Raw genomic sequence first — 16,394 nt, 5'->3', positions numbered from 1 at the left:
CAAAGTCTTGCCAAAGCGGCGCTCTTGATGAATAATCCGGCCTCTAAACCAGTTACCTGCCCAGGTGGCGAAATGGTAGACGCAGGGGACTCAAAATCCCCCGCCGCAAGGTGTGTCGGTTCGAGTCCGACCCTGGGCACCATCACTGCAGCAAACCGGAATGCTCAAATCCGGACAGCCCAGCTAAGCTGGGCTTTTTGCTTTTTAGCTGCTCAGAGTCTCGTCTTGAGCACGACACCAGTTAAGTCCAGACCAGTTATACCTCCAATACCGCCATTTCCGAATATTTCCCACCATTTCAATTTTCCGAAAATTTTACTGGGGGTATGTGTTCGCGGGCTATGTATTTATTAATTTTGATAAATATACCTCTACTATCTGGAATCTTGTGCGCTATAAGCCCAGCGAGCTCCACGCAGGCTATTTACCTGCAAATATTCTGCGTGACACCTTTAAGAAGAAAGCCGTTCTTGATCTCCCCGGCCGCTAGACCTGCGACAGATGCGCAGCCAGCCCGCGCCGTGGCGCTGGCTCTACTGCTGGCGCGTACCCCAGGCGTGCCCACATTTGTACGGTTTGGCCCGGTTGACTGGCGTCGAGCAGGTGATGAATGGCGGTATAGTTGTCGCGCTGCTCGGGGTATTCCTGCAAAGCTTGTTGCAAGGGATGCATCGACAGCCCGAACGCCGTGGCAGCCAGTTGAGCGCGAACATAGGCGCGCCCCGCCTGCAATTGCGTTTGTCTATCGTTACGCTCGCTGAGCAGCCAGAAAAATGCTGGTGTGGCGGCGATTTTGGCCTGGAATTTCTCAATCTGGCCGGTAATTTCCGAGCTGTCGGGCGCAGACGCTTTGCTGCGGTCAAACAGGCCGGTTGCGGTGAGTACACGCACGAAGGGGTCATTGAGCGACAACCCATCACGATGCTTGGCAATTTCTGCGGGCCCGACGCGCAGCACCTTGTACGACTCCAGCAAGGTGCGCGGCGTGCTCAGTTCGACGCGCCAGGCCTCGTTGGCAATCTGCCGATGGCGAGCCATATTGGCCTCGGTGCTGAGAATAAAGCCACAGCGAACCGGATAGGCCGTGGTGCTGGCCGCGATGGCCTGCAGCGCTTTGGCATCCGGGTCTCTGGCCTCATAGGGCGAGCGATTGGTGTGGCGCTGGAAGATTTGTGCAAACAGCGGATCGGGGCGCAGCGCCGGATCGGCAATCAGCCGGATGCGGGCGGTCGGGCGTTCATCGACCTGGTTGGCTGAAAATTCGCCTTCGGGAAAGGGGGTGACCTCGGCGCGGTAGCCGCGCTGCTGAGCGGCAATGGCCAGAATTTCGATAAAAGTGCCCTGACTCATCACCATCTGTCGGCCAAATGGGTCGGTTTCCGGCAGCAAGCGGCGCTGATCCATGCGCAGCAAAATGCTATCCGGTATATCCAGATTCACCAGCCACGATTGCAGATTGTGCGAGTGAGGCGCCAGCAGCGCGTGCGAAAGTATCCAGTGGCGCAAGTCTAGCGATGCTGAGGGTGGTTGCCAGGCCGCAATGGCCTCAGCAGGCAAGGCCGAGCTGCAGCCGACCAGCGGCAGAGTGGCGGCGGCAATCAGGCCGCCGCCAAATAAACGAAGCCATTCACGACGATGCATGGTGTTCTCCCAAAGTAGATGATGAAGCGGGTAAGGCTGATGCTTCAAGCCACCTCGATAGGCCGGGTGTGCTGAATGCAAGCTTGCATTGTGAAATCCCGGTCATCTATTTACAATGGAATAAACTATCTGCTCAGTTATTCAAAAATGAATGAATATGATTTTCCCTGGGATCACGTCCAGTCATTTCTGGCGACGCTAGAGCATGGCAGCCTGATGGCTGCGGCGCGTGCCAGCGGCGTTAGCCAGCCTACGTTGGGGCGGCATATTGCCGAGCTGGAAGCACGCTGGCGCATTGTGTTGTTTGAGCGCACCGGGCGTGGGCTGACGCCCACGGTGCACGCACTGCGCTTGGCCGAAACGGCGCGTGCCATGGCCGAGCAGGCCGCGCAGCTGGGGCGGCTGGCCACTGGGGCAGAGCGCTCGCTGCAGGGCAGGGTGCGTGTGACAGCTAGCCAAACCGTAGCCTGTGTATTGCTGCCGCCCGTGCTTGCGCAATTGCGGCAGACTTATCCGGACATTGAGATCGAGTTGCTGGTGAGCAATACGGTGTCCAACTTACTGCGCCGGGAAGCCGATATTGCGCTGCGGATGATCCGCCCGCAGCAAAGCACGCTGGTCGCGCGCAAAATCGCTGAAATCCCGATTTATGCCTGTGCGCATCAGCAGTATCTGCGTCAGCGCGGCGTGCCGCTGCAGTTTGCCGATTTGCTGGAGCATGATCTGATTACTGGCGATGCGAATGATGAAGTCACGCCAGCCATTTCTGCGTATGGTTTGACGGTGGAAAAACTGCGTTTTGGCTTGCGCTCGGACGATCTGCTGGCGCAATGGCAGGCCGTGCGCGCGGGGCTGGGCGTGGGGTTTGCGACCAGCTTTATTCTGCGCACCGATCCACAGGTGCAGATGCTACTGCCCGAGTTGCCTTTGCCCAGATTGCCGATCTGGCTGACGGTGCACCGCGAATTGCACACCAGCGCCCGTATTCGGGCGGTGTACGATTTTTTGGCGCATCAGCTGCCACTGGCGTTAGCCGAAGCACCGCAAGGTGCCGCCTAGAGAACGGATGGTGTCGTGATGGCAGCGCAAATCGTGTTTAACTGGATTGGCTGGCAAGCGCTTCACGTAGCTCTTCAATGCTCAAGCCGCTGTTGGCGATCATTTGCTGCAAATCCTGCGCCAGCTCGCGCTTTTGTTTTAAGCGCTTGATTTTGTCGCCAACGCTGGGCGCTGGCTTGGCTTCGGCCGGATTGGCGGTATTCTGGGCGCGCTCGCTGGCGCTGATAAACAGGCTCTCGGGATGCGGTAGTACAGAGGTCATGGCAATAATGAGTGATCCTGTGCAACAAGGTGGGAGATGCAATGTCGGAAAGATGGCGCTAAATGCTTACAAAATCAAGCCTATAAGGGATTTATTTTTATACTGCTATTAGGTATTGCTCTATGTGCTTTATGTAGATTGATCTATAGGGGTATACATCATAAATTTGCTGTAAGGATGAACGGTTCAATATTCACCTGGGCTGCGGATGGCGCGCTGTAGCTGAGCCTTGGGCCATTGCAGCGTAATGGGCGAATCGCTTTGCAACAAGCGGCTGAGCGAGTCGCGGCGATAATCGATTTCTTCGGCGCTCAGGCCCAGTAGCTCGGCTACTAGTATCGCGCTGTCAAAACACACCATACCTTCAGCCACCGGCGCCCAAGCCAGATGATTTTCTGTTGCGCCTTGCCAGACCCAGTAGGCGTGCTCCTGATCGTCGGTGATGGCAATACTGCCTGCGGGCCAGCTCGCCAGATGCGAGAGCGCCAGCTGGGCGACGGCCAGATAAAACTGCCAAGCGTGCAGCGTGGTTTCGTCCATCTCATTGTGGGCTTGATAATCGTCGTACATACGGCAAAATGGCAGGCAGTGGCAAAGCTGCCCATGATACGCTGCCCTGGCTTGGCTGTGGTGGGCTGTTTGGTATGGGATTGAAACGCAATTGATGATATTGGCTTGCAAAGCAAGGAGAAAATATGGCCGTACGCACCATTTTGAAAATGGGCGATCCTCGTTTGCTGCGACTGGCGCAGCCGGTCGCGACCGTCGATACATCCCAACTGGCGCAGCCTGCCACTACCTTCAATACATCCGAGCAGACGCAGCCTATTGTTGCCTTCAATACGCCGGCGCTGGCGCAGCTGATTACGGACCTGTTTGACACCATGCGCGCCAGCGGTGGCGTCGGCATTGCTGCGCCGCAAATCGGCGTTGATTTGCAGGTGGTGATATTTGGATTTACGCACAGCGAGCGCTACCCCGACGCGCAGGCGGTGCCCGAAACGGTGTTGATCAATCCGGTGATTACGCCGCTGGATGATGAAGAAGTGCTGGGCTGGGAAGGGTGTCTGTCGGTGCCGGGCCTGCGCGGCGAAGTGCCACGCTATGCGCGGATTCGTTATCAGGGGTTTGATCAATTCGGCAATCGGATTGATCGTACGGTGGACGGGTTTCATGCTCGCGTTGTGCAGCATGAATGCGATCACCTATGGGGCGTGCTCTATCCGCAACGCATTGGCGATATGACGCGCTTTGGGTTTACCGACGTGTTGTTTCCTGAGCGGGTCGATTGATGGGTATTGCCCTGTAATCTAAGTAGAGATTGATCTACAGAGCAATACCCTGATTATTGGCCTGTTGTACTTGTATCTCTCACCAACTCAACCCGTCTAAAGACGACCCTGCACTAGCCGCCTGCCAGTTTTACTTTCCAGCGCTCGGCGAGCTTTTTGGCGATCAGCTCCCGGTGATCGCCCTGGATTTCAATCACGCCATCCTTCACTGTGCCGCCGCTGCCGCAGAGGTTTTTGAGCTCTTTCCCGAGTTTGGCCAGCTCGGGCGCAGCCAGTAGCACGCCACGGATCACGGTGATGGTTTTGCCGCTGCGCACTTCGCGTGCAATCCGCACGATGCCATCGCCGGTGGGTAGGGCAGGGGTTTTACAGCTGCATTGCGCGATGGGCTGGCGGCAATCGGGGCAGGTGCGACCATGTTCAGTTGAGTAAACGAGGCCGCCGGATGACGATTTTTTCATGTGGAAGTCCTATATTCTCAACAGGCTAATTTTAACGTGAGCAGTCATGCCGATTGTGACTTTTATCCAGAGTGAGCGCGCTGATCTCGCCGTTGAAGTGGCGGCAGGCTCTCTGCTGATCGATGCTGTTCGCCCCTTGGTGCGCGAAGGGAAATTGGCATTGGCCTGGCGCTGCGGGCAGGGAACGTGCGGCGCGTGTCAGGTGTATTGCGAACACGCAGCCAGCCGGCGCTGGATCGAGATTGGCAGCAAGGAGCGCAATGTACTGGTGCGCCACGCCCGGATGCCAATCAATATGCCACTGACGATTTTTGATTCACCGCAGCAAGTGCGACTGGCTTGTCACTACGTCATCGAAGACGATCTGATTGTACGGCTTACTGGGGGTATATCTCTGTAGAGTAACTACTATTTGATCTATATAGATATACCCTTGCAATTTTAAACGGCAACGGGCGCTTTGATTGCCGGATGCGGATCGTACCCTTCAAGCGTGAAATCCTCAAACTCGAAGCTGAAAATATCGGTTTTGGCCGGATTGAGTTTCAGCGTGGGCAAGCTGCGCGGCTCGCGTGACAGCTGCTCTTTGACCTGATCAAAATGATTGCGGTAAATATGGCAATCACCGCCTGTCCAGACAAAATCGCCCGGCTGTAAATCGCATACTTGCGCCAGCATTAGCACGAGCGTCGCGTACGAGGCGATATTGAACGGCACGCCAAGGAATAAATCGGCGCTACGCTGATACAGCTGGCATGACAATTTGCCGCGCTGATCCGCGTCGCCCGGCTGCGCTGGCGCAACATAAAACTGGAAAAAAGCATGGCAGGGTGGCAAAGCCATGTTTTCGATTTCGCCAACATTCCATGCCGACACAATGATGCGGCGCGAGTCAGGGTTGGTTTTGAGTTGCTTCACCACTTCGCTAATCTGGTCGATATGGCGGCCATCGGCGGTTGGCCAGCTGCGCCACTGGTAGCCATACACTGGGCCTAGTTCGCCGTCTTCACGCGCCCATTCGTCCCAGATCGTCACACCGTGTTCCTGCAGCCAGCGCACATTGGTGTCGCCGCGCAAAAACCACAGCAATTCATTGATGATCGATTTCAGATGCGTTTTCTTGGTGGTGACCAGCGGAAAACCTTCGGCCAGATTAAAGCGCATCTGATGGCCGAAAATCGACACGGTGCCAGTGCCGGTGCGGTCTTCCTTGGCAACGCCAGTATCCAAAACGTGTTGCAGTAAATCCAGATATTGGCGCATCGAAAACTCCGTGGGCTAGCCGTAAAAAAAACTGCATCACACCGACGTGGCGCAATGCAGCTCGTGATTCTAACGCAAAACTCAGGCTTGTTCCTGCTGGCGATGGGCGCTGCTTGCGGCAAGATGCTGGCGAACGGGTGGCAGCGTTACAATAAAGCGGGCACCCTGACCAAACTGGCTCTCGCACCGGATTTGCCCGTACATGGCTTCGACCAACTTTTTAACGATGGATAAACCCAGCCCGGTCGTGTGCTCACCGCCGGTGGGGCGCGCAGACAGGCGGCTAAATTTTTTGAACAGCATGCCGATTTCATGTGGCGCAATACCGGGACCATGATCGCTCACTGTGAGCTCGACGCCATCGTCGGTGAGCTGGGCGCTGATCAGGATACTTTGTTCGTTAGGTGAATATTTCACTGCGTTGGAGATCAGATTATCCAAGATCTGCCACAGCGCTTGCCGATCGGCATGCACGATAAGCTGGCTTGGGCTGTAGTGAATGGTTTGCTGCTTGCTATGCAGGCGCTCGCGCCAAGTGATCAGCGTGTCGCTAATGAGCTCATCCAGATCAATCTCTTCGATCTGCATCTGCACCGATCCAGCTTCCAGCGCGTCGTGATCGAGCAGATTGCTGATAATGCGCTGCATACGCCCTGCCAGTAGGTGAATGCCATCAAGCCTGTCTTTGATTTTCTCGGTCGGCCAGCTGTCTAGCCGCTCATTGAGCAGGCCAGCCATGCCCTGGATACTGGCTACCGGGTTTTTCAGATCGTGCGCGGCAATCGCCAGTAGCTCGTTTTTCTCTTGATTGAGGTATTTTAGTGCTTCGTTAGCCGCTTCCAGTTGCAGATTGCGCGTGGCCAGCTCTTGCGTGCGGTCGGCCACCAGATCTTCCAGATGGATGCGGTGCGACTGGACGGTATGCGACATTTCATTGAAGGTTCGCGCCAGCTCGCCGATTTCGTCGCTGCGGTGCAAATCGAGCTGATTGCTTTGCTTGCCCGCGGCCAGGGCGCGAATTGCGTTTTTCAGGCGCTCCAGCGGGCGGGCAACGTCATTGCGCAGCACCATGGCCAGCAAGCCCAGCTCCACAGCCAAGGCAACGATGCCTAGCACCAGCACCATGCTGGCGGCCAGAGCGGCTTTTTCTTCAAGCAGGCGCTTGGGATACACGGTGACAAAGAGCCAGTCTGCCCCCTTGATTGGCGCGATGCCCAGCCATGATCGACCATCGCTGCTCTCAATAAATCGATCTTTGGCGGCGGCTTTGCTGACCACATTGAAAATGCCCTGCAGCACTGGGTCGGCCTTGCGCATATCCAGTGTGCCATTGTTGGCCTGGATTTTGGCCATATAGTCCGGGTGAGCCAGCAGCATGCCGTCCCGGCTGAAAATCATATTGTGCGTGCCCGGAATGCTGACATTATTGGTGCGCGTAATCAGCTGATCGAGCGGTATATCCTGGCCGACGCCGCCGATATATTGACCCAGATAGTCAATCGGGGTGACCACCGAGACCATCCATTCCAGCGCTTGTTTGTCGTAGTAAATGCCGGTCCAGAAGGTTTTGCGCGCCGGATTGCGCTCGGGGAGTGCACCCAGTTCGGTTTCGAGATCTTCGGCAAAATCATCCACCGAGCCATTTCTGGCGTAGTTAAGGATGGGCAGATACATCAGGCTGACATCGGAGACATTGAGGTCAATAAAGGTATCGTAACTGCGGCCACGATAGGCCGGCCCGTACTGGCTCAGAATCTGGTGCGCCAGAACGACCTGGCGCTTCAGTTCCGGCGTCTGCTTGACGGTTGGCAAGAGGGCAATCGTGGCTTGATGCTCAAAGTGGTCAATTTCAGCCTTGACCCGCCACATGCCGTCTCTATCCTGACGAACGAGCGCGCCAAATTGAGCGCTAAAGTCCTGAGTCTGCGCCTGGGCATAGCGGCGAAGGAAATCGTCGCGGATGAGTTTGGTGTTCGATTCGGCATTGATAAATAGCTCGCTTTCGAGCTGGCTGCGCGTATCAATGTATTTGGACAGATTGCTGAGCGCTTCTTCTTGCAGGCGCACGTAGCTGTAGTAGTAGCTCAGCGCAGAAATCAGGCAGGCGGCAATGGCAATGCGCAGCGCCATGCTGCGCAGAACCCGCCGAAAAAGGCTGCTGGTCGCGTGGTTATGTGAATTCATGCCAGAACAATACCAGTAGCACTTTGTATCTGGCAAAACGTTTAAGCTGTATGTTGATGTTGTCGTTGTAAAGCAAACACTTAGCTTTCAATTCTTACATAACATACTTGTATTACTTCCAGCTCTTCGCTGCCTGCCGGGGTGCGCAAATGCACCACATCGCCTTCGCGCGCCTTGATTAGCGCACGCGCTACAGGCGAAGTCCAGCTGATGTGATTGAGGGGCAAATTGGTTTCATCCACACCGACAATCACCACCGTTTCTTCACGGCCATCTTCACGCAAATACGTGACGGTGGCGCTAAAGAAAATCTGGTCGGTGGCTTCGCGGGTTTCCGGGTCGATGACTTCGGCGTTTTCCAGTCGTTTGCTTAAAAAACGAATGCGACGGTCAATCTCGCGCAGGCGGCGTTTGCCATATTGATAATCGGCGTTTTCCGATCTATCGCCATTGCTGGCCGCCCAATTGACCACCTGGGTGACGTGCGGACGCTCCTTGTTAACCAGCTCGTAAAGCTCGGTTTTCATTCGCTGCCAGCCCTGTGGCGTCATATAGTTTTTACTGCCCGCTGGAACGGCGAGTTCCGCGGGCAGCTCGTCATCGTCGCCGTCGTTTTCTTTGGTAAACGCTTTGCTCATGTCTGCGCTGCTGTCCGTTTATCGTCTTTTCACCTGACCCATCATGGTCAGGTCAGCCCATTTCATCACGGCCAGCACTTCGGTTTCGGTCAATTCATAAAACTGGCCGCGTTTGAGACGCCCCGGCAGATTGAACATCCCAAAGCGGATCCGCATCAGGCGGCTGACCATCAGGTTGTAGTGCTCGAACATCCGGCGCACTTCACGATTACGACCTTCTTTTAGCACGACGTGATACCAGTGATTCTGGCCTTCGCCGCCACGATCTTCGATGCGGCTGAAGTTGGCCGGGCCGTCATCGAGCTCGATGCCATTGACCATTTCTTTCATTTGCTCTGGCGTGAGCTGGCCATGAACGCGAACTGCATATTCACGCTCGACTTCAAAGCTCGGGTGCATCATGCGATTGGCCAGCTCGCCCGAGGTCGTAAACAGCAGCAAACCCGAGGTGTTAAAGTCCAGACGACCAATGGCGACCCATTTGCTTGAGTAAATCCGCTTGAGACGGTCAAACACGGTGACACGGCCTTCCGGGTCATCACGGCTAACCAGCTCGCCTTCTTCTTTGTGGTACATGATGACGCGAGGCAGGCGATCCTGCCATTTGAGCGCAATACGTTTGCCATCAATCCGTACTTCATCGCCCGGGCTGACTTTGGCGCCCAGATCGGCGATTTTACCGTTGACGCTAACGCGACCGGCTTCAATGATTTCTTCCATTTCGCGGCGCGAGCCAATGCCGGAGAAGGCCAGCGCCTTTTGCAGGCGCTCGTCGCCAATCTGATCAGTGGTCAGCCGTTTTTCACGCAACTGCTTCTGCGCTGAAATTTCGTGCTGTGAGCCATGGCGCTGCGGCATTTTCTTGGCCCGCTTGGCGCTTGGGCGCAATTTGCTATCGCGAATCGTGGTTTGGGTTTCTGCTGCTGTGCTGTTCTCGGTAGCCGGTTTGATGCCTTGTACTTCGCGGGCGATGGCTGTTTTGGCAATGGCTTGAGCCACCATGCGGCTCATTCCGCTGGTGGGCGAGCTGCGCTTTTTGCTGGTGGCTGGCGTGGACGAGCGCCCCATGTCCGGACCCGAGGTTTTCTTTTTCTTGATATTGCCAAAACGTGATTCACCGGCAGCGGACTGCCCACGAGCACCGATTTTGGTTGTTGCGCGCTGTTGGTCGTTCGCTTTGGCTTCTCGAATGGCCGGTTGCGGGCGACGAGCTTTAGTGGTTTTCATGGGATATGTGCCTGTTGAATAAGGAATGATTATACCGCTTATGCCATGAACAGACCGCTGAAAAACGATGAGCAGATTCGAATCTTGCGCTAGACAATGGTGGGCATTTTTTATTTTGGCCAGATCGTCGAAGCACTCGCGATGTTTTTGAGTCGGCTGCGTCTGCATCAAAACGGCAGAAGCCGCCCCAGCGTAGCGCTGGCGGGCGGCTTCGGGGTGATGCGGAGTGTTTATTGTTCGCTGGTAAAGAAGGCAATGCAGCCCAGGCTGGTCATGCCCAGATTGAATACCTGACCTTCCATGCTTTCGCCTGCCGCATCAAGTTCAAGACGGCGCTGGATTTCGAACAAAACCTCAAGCTCTTTAAACCACTTGAGCAAGCGGGTGTCGTTGTTCAGATAGTTTTCAATCGCCGCTTTGTCCGGGTGATCGCCCACCACCATCACCTTGCCTTGTTCTGCGCTGCGCAGCTGGTAGGCTGGTGGTACTTTCACTTGTGCATGCGCACTCAGGTGGCCGGACAAATCGTCACCAAAACGGCGCATTTCATGGTCAACGCTCGACTTCAAATCGTTAAGCTTTATGGCATCTTGCTCGCCAGAGTCGGAAATCATCCGCGCCAAATCCAGTAAAGTAGTGCCTTGCTGATCAGCCTGCGGCGCTGAAAGTTCGGTAGCAGAATTCATGATTTATCCTTTTTATTGCTGGGTGTACGTAACTTTTCGACCCAGGGTTTTTAGTGCCCTGCCAAGCGGAGCAATACTAAAAATCACTTAGGGTCGATTCCTTACAGACAGGCTAGCCATTTTTTGTCGATGCAGAAGGTAAATATTACCCTAGCTTGATCTAAATTAGTTCTTTGAGTTTATAGATCATCTCCAGCGCTTCGCGCGGGCTAATTTGATCAGGGATAACCGCAGCTAGCAGTTCAATCGCCGGATGTGATTCAACTTCGGGTTCTGCCGTGAAAATGGGGGCAAACAGGTCGGCTTGCAAGCCATTATTGAAGCTGCCTTGCTCCAGCTCCTGCAATTTGCGTTTCGCGCCGCGAACTACTTCTTTGGGCACGCCAGCCAAGCTGGCCACCGCCACACCATAACTTTGCGAGGCCGGACCTTCCTGCACTGCGTGCAAAAAGACGATCCGGTCTTTGTGCTCAACCGCATCCAGATGCACATTGGCCACTTGCGCGTAATCCTGCGCCAGCCGCGTTAGTTCGAAATAATGCGTCGCAAACAGCGTGTAGCAGCGGTTTTTTTCGATCAGCGCTTTGGCAATCGACCACGCCAGCGCCAAGCCATCAAAGGTTGAGGTGCCGCGACCCACTTCGTCCATCAAAACTAAGGAATGTTCACCCGCGTTATTCAGAATATTCGCCGTTTCGGTCATTTCGACCATAAACGTCGAGCGGCCGCCAGCCAGATCGTCGCTCGCGCCAATGCGGGTAAAAATTCGATCGAGGCGACCGATTTTGGCTGCGGTGGCGGGAACGTACGATCCGACATGAGCCAGTAGCGCGATCAGCGCCACTTGGCGCATATAGGTCGATTTACCGCCCATATTCGGGCCGGTGATCAGCAGCAGTTTGCGCGCCAGATGAAAATCGACGCTGTTCGGGATGAAATCGTCGATCTGATCTTCGACGACTGGATGGCGACCCGCGTCGATGTTCAGGACTGCATCGTCGCAAAATTGCGGCGCGATATAGCCGGATAATTGCGCACGTTGCGCCAGACAAACCAGCACGTCGAGCGTCGCGACGGCTTGCGCAGTTAGGCGCAGCGTTGCCAGATAGCTTTGCAGTGCGTCGAGCACCGATTCGTAGAGCTGTTTTTCCAGCGCCAAGGCACGCTCATTGGCCGACAGCGCTTTTTCTTCAAATTGTTTCAGCTCGGGCGTGATATAGCGCTCGGCGTTTTTCATCGTCTGGCGACGGCGATAATCGTCAGGTACCTGCCCCACGTATGAGTTGGTAACCTCAATAAAGAAGCCAGCTACACGGTTATACTCCACCCGCAAGGTGGCAATGCCAGTGCGTTCGCGCTCGCGCGATTCCAGCATGGTCAGAAATTCGCCGCAATTATTCTGAATCGCGCGCAGCTCGTCCAGATCGCTCGAATAACCATCGGCGATGACGCCGCCTTCACGAATCAGTACGCCCGGCTCGGGCAAAATGGCGGCTGCAAGCAGCTGATAAATCGTCGGCTCGGCCTGCATGGCGTGCGCAAGGCCGCTGAACAAGCCGCCGTCAGGCATTTGTGCGGCCAAATCGGGCAGTACGCGCAAACTATCGCGCAAGCTCGCCAGATCGCGTGGTCGCGCCGATTTCAAGGCAATCCGTGACACAATCCGTTCGATGTCGGCGATTTCGCGTAACTGCGTGTAGAGATTCTCGCTGCTGCCGACGTCAAGCAGCGTACCAATTGCCGACTGGCGCTCCAGAATCTTGCCGTGATTGCGCAGCGGGTGATGCAGCCATTGCGCGAGCAGGCGCGAACCCATGCCGGTCGCGCAGTTGTCGAGCAAGGAGAACAGCGTCGGCGCGGCTTCGCCACGGATGGTTTCGGTGATTTCCAGATTTCGGCGTGTCGCGGCGTCAAGCTCGATGTACTGGCTGTGTGACTCAACGCGCAATCCTGCCAGCGCAGGCAGTGCGCCGCCTTGCGTGCTGCGCACATATTCAAGCAGCGCGCCAGCTGCGCCGAGCGCTAACAGCGGCTCGCGATTGTTTGACGAAAGCCCGAAGCCTGCCAGATCATGCACGGCAAAATGGCGCGTGAGATTACGCTCGGCGCTGGCTGCATCAAATTGCCAGCTGGCGACGCGGCGCACCGGGATGCGCAGCTGATCAAACAGCGTCAGCTCGGCTTCGTCGCTGATTAAAATCTCGGCGGGGCGCAAGCGCTCCAGCTCGGACGGCAGCTTTTCAACGTCGGTATCCATCAGCGCAAAGTCACCGGAAGCGAGCGAGAGCCACGCCATACCCATTTTGCCGCGCACCATGCGGATTGCGAGCAGGCGGTTTTCCTGTTTGTCGTCGAGCAGCGCGGCGTCGGTCAAGGTGCCGGGCGTAATCACGCGCATCACTTTGCGCTCAACCGGGCCTTTGCTGGTGGCCGGATCGCCGACCTGTTCGCAAATCGCGACCGATTCACCGAGTTTTACCAGTTTGGCCAAGTAGGGTTCGAGCGAATGAAACGGAATGCCGCACATCTTGATCGGCTCGCCCGCGCTGGCGCCGCGTGTGGTCAGCGTGATATCGAGTAGACGTGCCGCTTTGATCGCATCGTCGTAAAACAGCTCGTAAAAATCGCCCATGCGGTAAAAAACCAGCTTGTCCTGATGATCGGCCTTGAGCGCGAGATATTGCTGCATCATCGGGGTGTGGGTTGGGGCTTCGCTTGCTGATTTTTTAGCCATGGTTTTTCTGTATTGAGGTATATGGTTGAAGGCTATGCTAAATTTGCTCTGTAGGGCTATACCTTGGCAGGGTAAGGGTGCCATTGAGGCATCCAGCCTGGTTCACCTGCTTCTGGCTGAAATACGTGATTAACGCCCAGCCCAGGCATGGCCGCCAGCTGTTCGCCAATATAAATCAGCGGCGTGGTTTCGCGCAGCCATGGCGCAATGGTCGCGGCCTGGCAATGTGCTTTCAGTGAGCGGGTCGGGCGATTGGCCGCCAGCTTGAATTGCTCGCCGCCATGACGGCCGCGCACGCTGATGGCTGCGCCACTAAGGAAGTGCTCGGCGATGCCACCCGTTTCGCATTTTATCCAGCGCAAGATGCCGCGCCAGTCGGGTAAATCATTGCCATTGGCAAAATCAGGCGTCATGTTCTGGTTTGGCCCCGCTTGCAGGCTGGCTTGCGTGATGTGCAAATGGTCGCGATAGCGGCGCACCGCGGCGTTACGCCAGACCAGCGCCGGATGCGTGTCATCGGCCGCGTCAATCGCCGTGCGCAGCAATTCATTAAATGCGCGCAATTCCAGCACGACGCCCACCAGACCCAGCCAGTGACGCAGCACGTTTTTTTGCCGTACGGCGCTTAACTGTTGCCACGGTGCCAGCGCCAGTGCATCACCATTTTGGCATTGCGCGAGGTCAAGCTCGGCAATTTCAATCATCAGTTGGTTGACTTCTGACTGATGTATCGCGCTGCGAGTCAAGGTGGTCAAGGCTTGTGGCGATATACCCGTGATGGCGGGCATGACTTGATGACGGATCGCATTGCGCTTGTATTGCGTATCAAGATTGCTTTCGTCTTCAACCCAGTTCAGCGCTTGCTCTTGCGCGTAGCGCAGCAGCTCTGCGCGCGGGATACTGAGCAAGGGGCGCAATAATGTGATGGAATCAGTCAGCTTGCGCTGTTGCGGCATGGCGGCCAAACCTGCCGGGCCGCTGCCGCGCAGCAGATTGATCAGAATGGTTTCGGCCTGATCGTTCTGATGATGCGCCAGAATAATCGCGTCGCAGTCCTGCTGCTCGTAAATGGCATAACGCGCTTTGCGCGCCGCGCCCTCGACACCGCGACCTTGAGTTAAATCCAGCCGGACGTGATGGATGGCGCAGGGGATATCAAGGCTGGCTGCCAATGCCTGTGCCTGCGCAGCCCAGTGATCGGCATTGGGCGAGAGTCCGTGATGCACATGCACGGCGCTGAGCTCGACATCCAATTCGCTCCGCCATTGCGCCAGCCAGTGCAGCAACACGCTCGAATCGAGCCCGCCAGAGAGCCCCACGCATAATTTTGTACGCTGAAAATTAGAACGGGAGCCTAAGCTCCCGTGTTTGCTAAAGCCTTCGATCAGCTCAAAGGCTTCTGGCCAGCCATTAAGCGGCTGCTTCTTCTTTAAATTTGCCATGTTCCATCAAACGGTCAAAGCGGGATTCAAGCAATTCGTCGACACTTTTAGCTTTCAGTGCCTTGAGCGAATCGGCGATAGATTTTTTCATCGTCGCCATCATCGCTTGCGGGTCGCGATGCGCGCCGCCAATCGGCTCTGGCACCACTTTATCGATCAGGCCGAGGGTTTTCAGGCGCGAAGCGGTAATGCCCAAAGCTTCAGCAGCGTCAGATGCGCGTTCAGCCGTTTTCCACAGAATGGTGGCGCAACCTTCGGGCGAGATCACCGAGTAGGTTGAATATTGCAGCATCTGTACGACGTCGCCCACGGCAATTGCCAGCGCGCCGCCTGAGCCGCCTTCGCCAATAATTGTGCAGATCACCGGCACTTTGAGCTGCGCCATTTCAAACAGATTGCGACCGATGGCTTCGGACTGGCCACGCTCTTCAGCACCAATGCCAGGGTAAGCGCCCGGCGTGTCGACAAACGTGATCACCGGGATATTGAATTTTTCGGCCAGTTTCATCAAGCGCAAGGCTTTGCGATAGCCTTCTGGCCGTGGCATGCCAAAATTGCGCGCGATTTTTTCTTTGGTATCGCGGCCTTTCTGATGGCCAATGACCATGACACTCTGGCCGTTAAAACGCGCCAAGCCACCCACAATCGCCAAATCATCAGCAAAAGCACGATCGCCATGCAGCTCTTGAAAATCAGTAAACAGACCGGAAATATAATCGTAGGTATACGGGCGTTGCGGGTGGCGCGATACCTGCGAAATCTGCCAGGGGGTCAGTTTTGCATAAATATTTTTGGTGAGTTCAAGGCTTTTTTTCTCAAGGTGAGAAATTTCAACCGAAATATCAACTGCCGAATCATCCTGCACGTAGCGCAGCTCTTCGATCTTGTTTTCAAGCTCTGCAACCGATTGCTCGAAGTCAAGGAAGGTGGTTTTCATGCTCTAAAACTCCAGAGGCGCTTGTTAGCGCGAACAGGCAGCCAGCATGGCCGCCCCAAAAATTGGACGCAATCATACAACAAGCCGCTGGCAAACCCAAGCAACAAACTCAGTGCTTCATTGTTATTGCTGCGCAGCAAAATCAGGTATTACTGAAAACGATATCCGCTTTGACGTCGATCTTTTGCAAACCTTTTCGCGATTGCAGATTAATGACCAGCGGTGCCAGCGTATTGGCGCGAATGGGCTGATTATCAGGGCGGGATAAAATCAGAAACAGCATGGCTTCACTAGCGTCTTTCAATTGCAGTGCCGCGCATTCGTCGTCATTTAAAGTCAGTACATAATTAAAGCCAAGGCGTTCTGCGCCGACAATCGAGAAAGCCACATTGGCGTCGTCCAGCGACTGGAGCCAGTAAACACTGGGGTTGGGCTTGTCTTCGTGCAACAGCTTGTAGTTTTTGCAATCATCAAAACCGGGCAGTCCCGCCGGAAAATGAATCACGGTATCGGGGTCTACTTCAATCGGGCCAAACTGGCTTAGAAAAACGTCCATAAGGTTTGCTCT

At 55.5% G+C, this 16,394-nt stretch carries 16 protein-coding genes and 1 tRNA gene; 4 read left to right on the top strand and 13 right to left on the bottom strand.

The features are described 5' to 3' along the window. Positions 1 to 58 precede the first annotated feature (58 nt). Positions 59 to 142: transfer RNA gene (locus ABHF33_RS03105), tRNA-Leu, on the top strand. A gap of 344 nt (positions 143 to 486) precedes the next feature. Here ABHF33_RS03105 and ABHF33_RS03100 read toward each other — a convergent pair. Next, positions 487 to 1,641, bottom strand: a complete 1,155-nt coding sequence (locus ABHF33_RS03100) for an Acg family FMN-binding oxidoreductase (protein ID WP_348945597.1) — start codon at positions 1,639 to 1,641, stop codon at positions 487 to 489. A 147-nt stretch (positions 1,642 to 1,788) separates the two neighbouring features. On the opposite strand from ABHF33_RS03100, the gene ABHF33_RS03095 reads away from it, so the two are divergent. Next, positions 1,789 to 2,700, top strand: coding sequence for a LysR family transcriptional regulator (locus ABHF33_RS03095; protein ID WP_348945596.1), 912 nt, complete (start codon positions 1,789 to 1,791; stop codon positions 2,698 to 2,700). Between the two features lie 37 nt (positions 2,701 to 2,737). Here ABHF33_RS03095 and ABHF33_RS03090 read toward each other — a convergent pair whose 3' ends face one another. Both ABHF33_RS03090 and ABHF33_RS03085 read right to left on the bottom strand, forming a co-directional pair. Continuing rightward, positions 2,738 to 2,962, bottom strand: coding sequence for a hypothetical protein (locus tag ABHF33_RS03090; protein ID WP_348945595.1), 225 nt, complete (start codon positions 2,960 to 2,962; stop codon positions 2,738 to 2,740). 186 nt (positions 2,963 to 3,148) lie between these two features. Then, positions 3,149 to 3,532: a hypothetical protein gene (locus tag ABHF33_RS03085; RefSeq protein WP_348945594.1), complete on the bottom strand. Its 384-nt coding sequence runs from the start codon at positions 3,530 to 3,532 to the stop codon at positions 3,149 to 3,151. A gap of 125 nt (positions 3,533 to 3,657) precedes the next feature. On the opposite strand from ABHF33_RS03085, the gene def reads away from it, so the two are divergent. Further along, positions 3,658 to 4,254 (top strand): peptide deformylase, encoded by a 597-nt coding sequence (gene def / locus ABHF33_RS03080; protein WP_348945593.1) that lies wholly within the window; start codon positions 3,658 to 3,660, stop codon positions 4,252 to 4,254. Positions 4,255 to 4,367: 113 nt separating this feature from the next. On the opposite strand, the gene ABHF33_RS03075 is transcribed toward def, so the two are convergent. Then, on the bottom strand, positions 4,368 to 4,715 hold the full coding sequence (locus ABHF33_RS03075; RefSeq protein ID WP_348945592.1) for a translation initiation factor Sui1: 348 nt from the start codon (positions 4,713 to 4,715) through the stop codon (positions 4,368 to 4,370). A 46-nt stretch (positions 4,716 to 4,761) separates the two neighbouring features. Between ABHF33_RS03075 and ABHF33_RS03070 the strand changes: the two genes are divergently transcribed. After that, positions 4,762 to 5,115, top strand: coding sequence for a 2Fe-2S iron-sulfur cluster-binding protein (locus ABHF33_RS03070; RefSeq protein WP_348945591.1), 354 nt, complete (start codon positions 4,762 to 4,764; stop codon positions 5,113 to 5,115). A 41-nt stretch (positions 5,116 to 5,156) separates the two neighbouring features. On the opposite strand, the gene ABHF33_RS03065 is transcribed toward ABHF33_RS03070, so the two are convergent. The 9 genes from ABHF33_RS03065 to fliW form a co-directional block, all read right to left on the bottom strand. Continuing rightward, on the bottom strand, positions 5,157 to 5,978 hold the full coding sequence (locus ABHF33_RS03065) for a thymidylate synthase (protein ID WP_348945590.1): 822 nt from the start codon (positions 5,976 to 5,978) through the stop codon (positions 5,157 to 5,159). An 81-nt stretch (positions 5,979 to 6,059) separates the two neighbouring features. Then, positions 6,060 to 8,162 carry an ATP-binding response regulator gene (locus ABHF33_RS03060; protein ID WP_348945589.1) on the bottom strand — a complete coding sequence of 701 codons (2,103 nt, stop codon included), beginning with the start codon at positions 8,160 to 8,162 and terminating at the stop codon, positions 6,060 to 6,062. 80 nt (positions 8,163 to 8,242) lie between these two features. Further along, the gene (gene greB, locus ABHF33_RS03055) at positions 8,243 to 8,800 is read right to left on the bottom strand and encodes a transcription elongation factor GreB (RefSeq protein WP_348945588.1); all 558 of its coding nucleotides are present in this window, start codon (positions 8,798 to 8,800) and stop codon (positions 8,243 to 8,245) included. Between the two features lie 18 nt (positions 8,801 to 8,818). Then, positions 8,819 to 10,027: a 23S rRNA pseudouridine(2605) synthase RluB gene (gene rluB, locus ABHF33_RS03050; RefSeq protein ID WP_348945587.1), complete on the bottom strand. Its 1,209-nt coding sequence runs from the start codon at positions 10,025 to 10,027 to the stop codon at positions 8,819 to 8,821. Positions 10,028 to 10,257: 230 nt separating this feature from the next. After that, positions 10,258 to 10,713: a hypothetical protein gene (locus ABHF33_RS03045; protein ID WP_348945586.1), complete on the bottom strand. Its 456-nt coding sequence runs from the start codon at positions 10,711 to 10,713 to the stop codon at positions 10,258 to 10,260. 160 nt (positions 10,714 to 10,873) lie between these two features. Further along, positions 10,874 to 13,447, bottom strand: a complete 2,574-nt coding sequence (gene mutS / locus ABHF33_RS03040; protein WP_348945585.1) for a DNA mismatch repair protein MutS — start codon at positions 13,445 to 13,447, stop codon at positions 10,874 to 10,876. 56 nt (positions 13,448 to 13,503) lie between these two features. Further along, positions 13,504 to 14,889: a tRNA lysidine(34) synthetase TilS gene (gene tilS, locus ABHF33_RS03035; protein ID WP_348945584.1), complete on the bottom strand. Its 1,386-nt coding sequence runs from the start codon at positions 14,887 to 14,889 to the stop codon at positions 13,504 to 13,506. Continuing rightward, on the bottom strand, positions 14,858 to 15,826 hold the full coding sequence (locus ABHF33_RS03030) for an acetyl-CoA carboxylase carboxyltransferase subunit alpha (RefSeq protein WP_348945583.1): 969 nt from the start codon (positions 15,824 to 15,826) through the stop codon (positions 14,858 to 14,860). Before ABHF33_RS03030 ends, tilS begins: the two co-directional genes overlap by 32 nt. Positions 15,827 to 15,968: 142 nt before the next feature. Further along, positions 15,969 to 16,382, bottom strand: a complete 414-nt coding sequence (gene fliW, locus ABHF33_RS03025) for a flagellar assembly protein FliW (protein WP_348945582.1) — start codon at positions 16,380 to 16,382, stop codon at positions 15,969 to 15,971. Positions 16,383 to 16,394: the final 12 nt, after the last annotated feature.

Origin of the sequence: Chitinibacter sp. FCG-7 (assembly GCF_040047665.1) — a bacterium.
Lineage (GTDB): Bacteria > Pseudomonadota > Gammaproteobacteria > Burkholderiales > Chitinibacteraceae > Chitinibacter > Chitinibacter mangrovi.
Note: the sequence above shows the minus strand (reverse complement) of the source record. Positions and strands in the feature narration are given on the sequence as shown.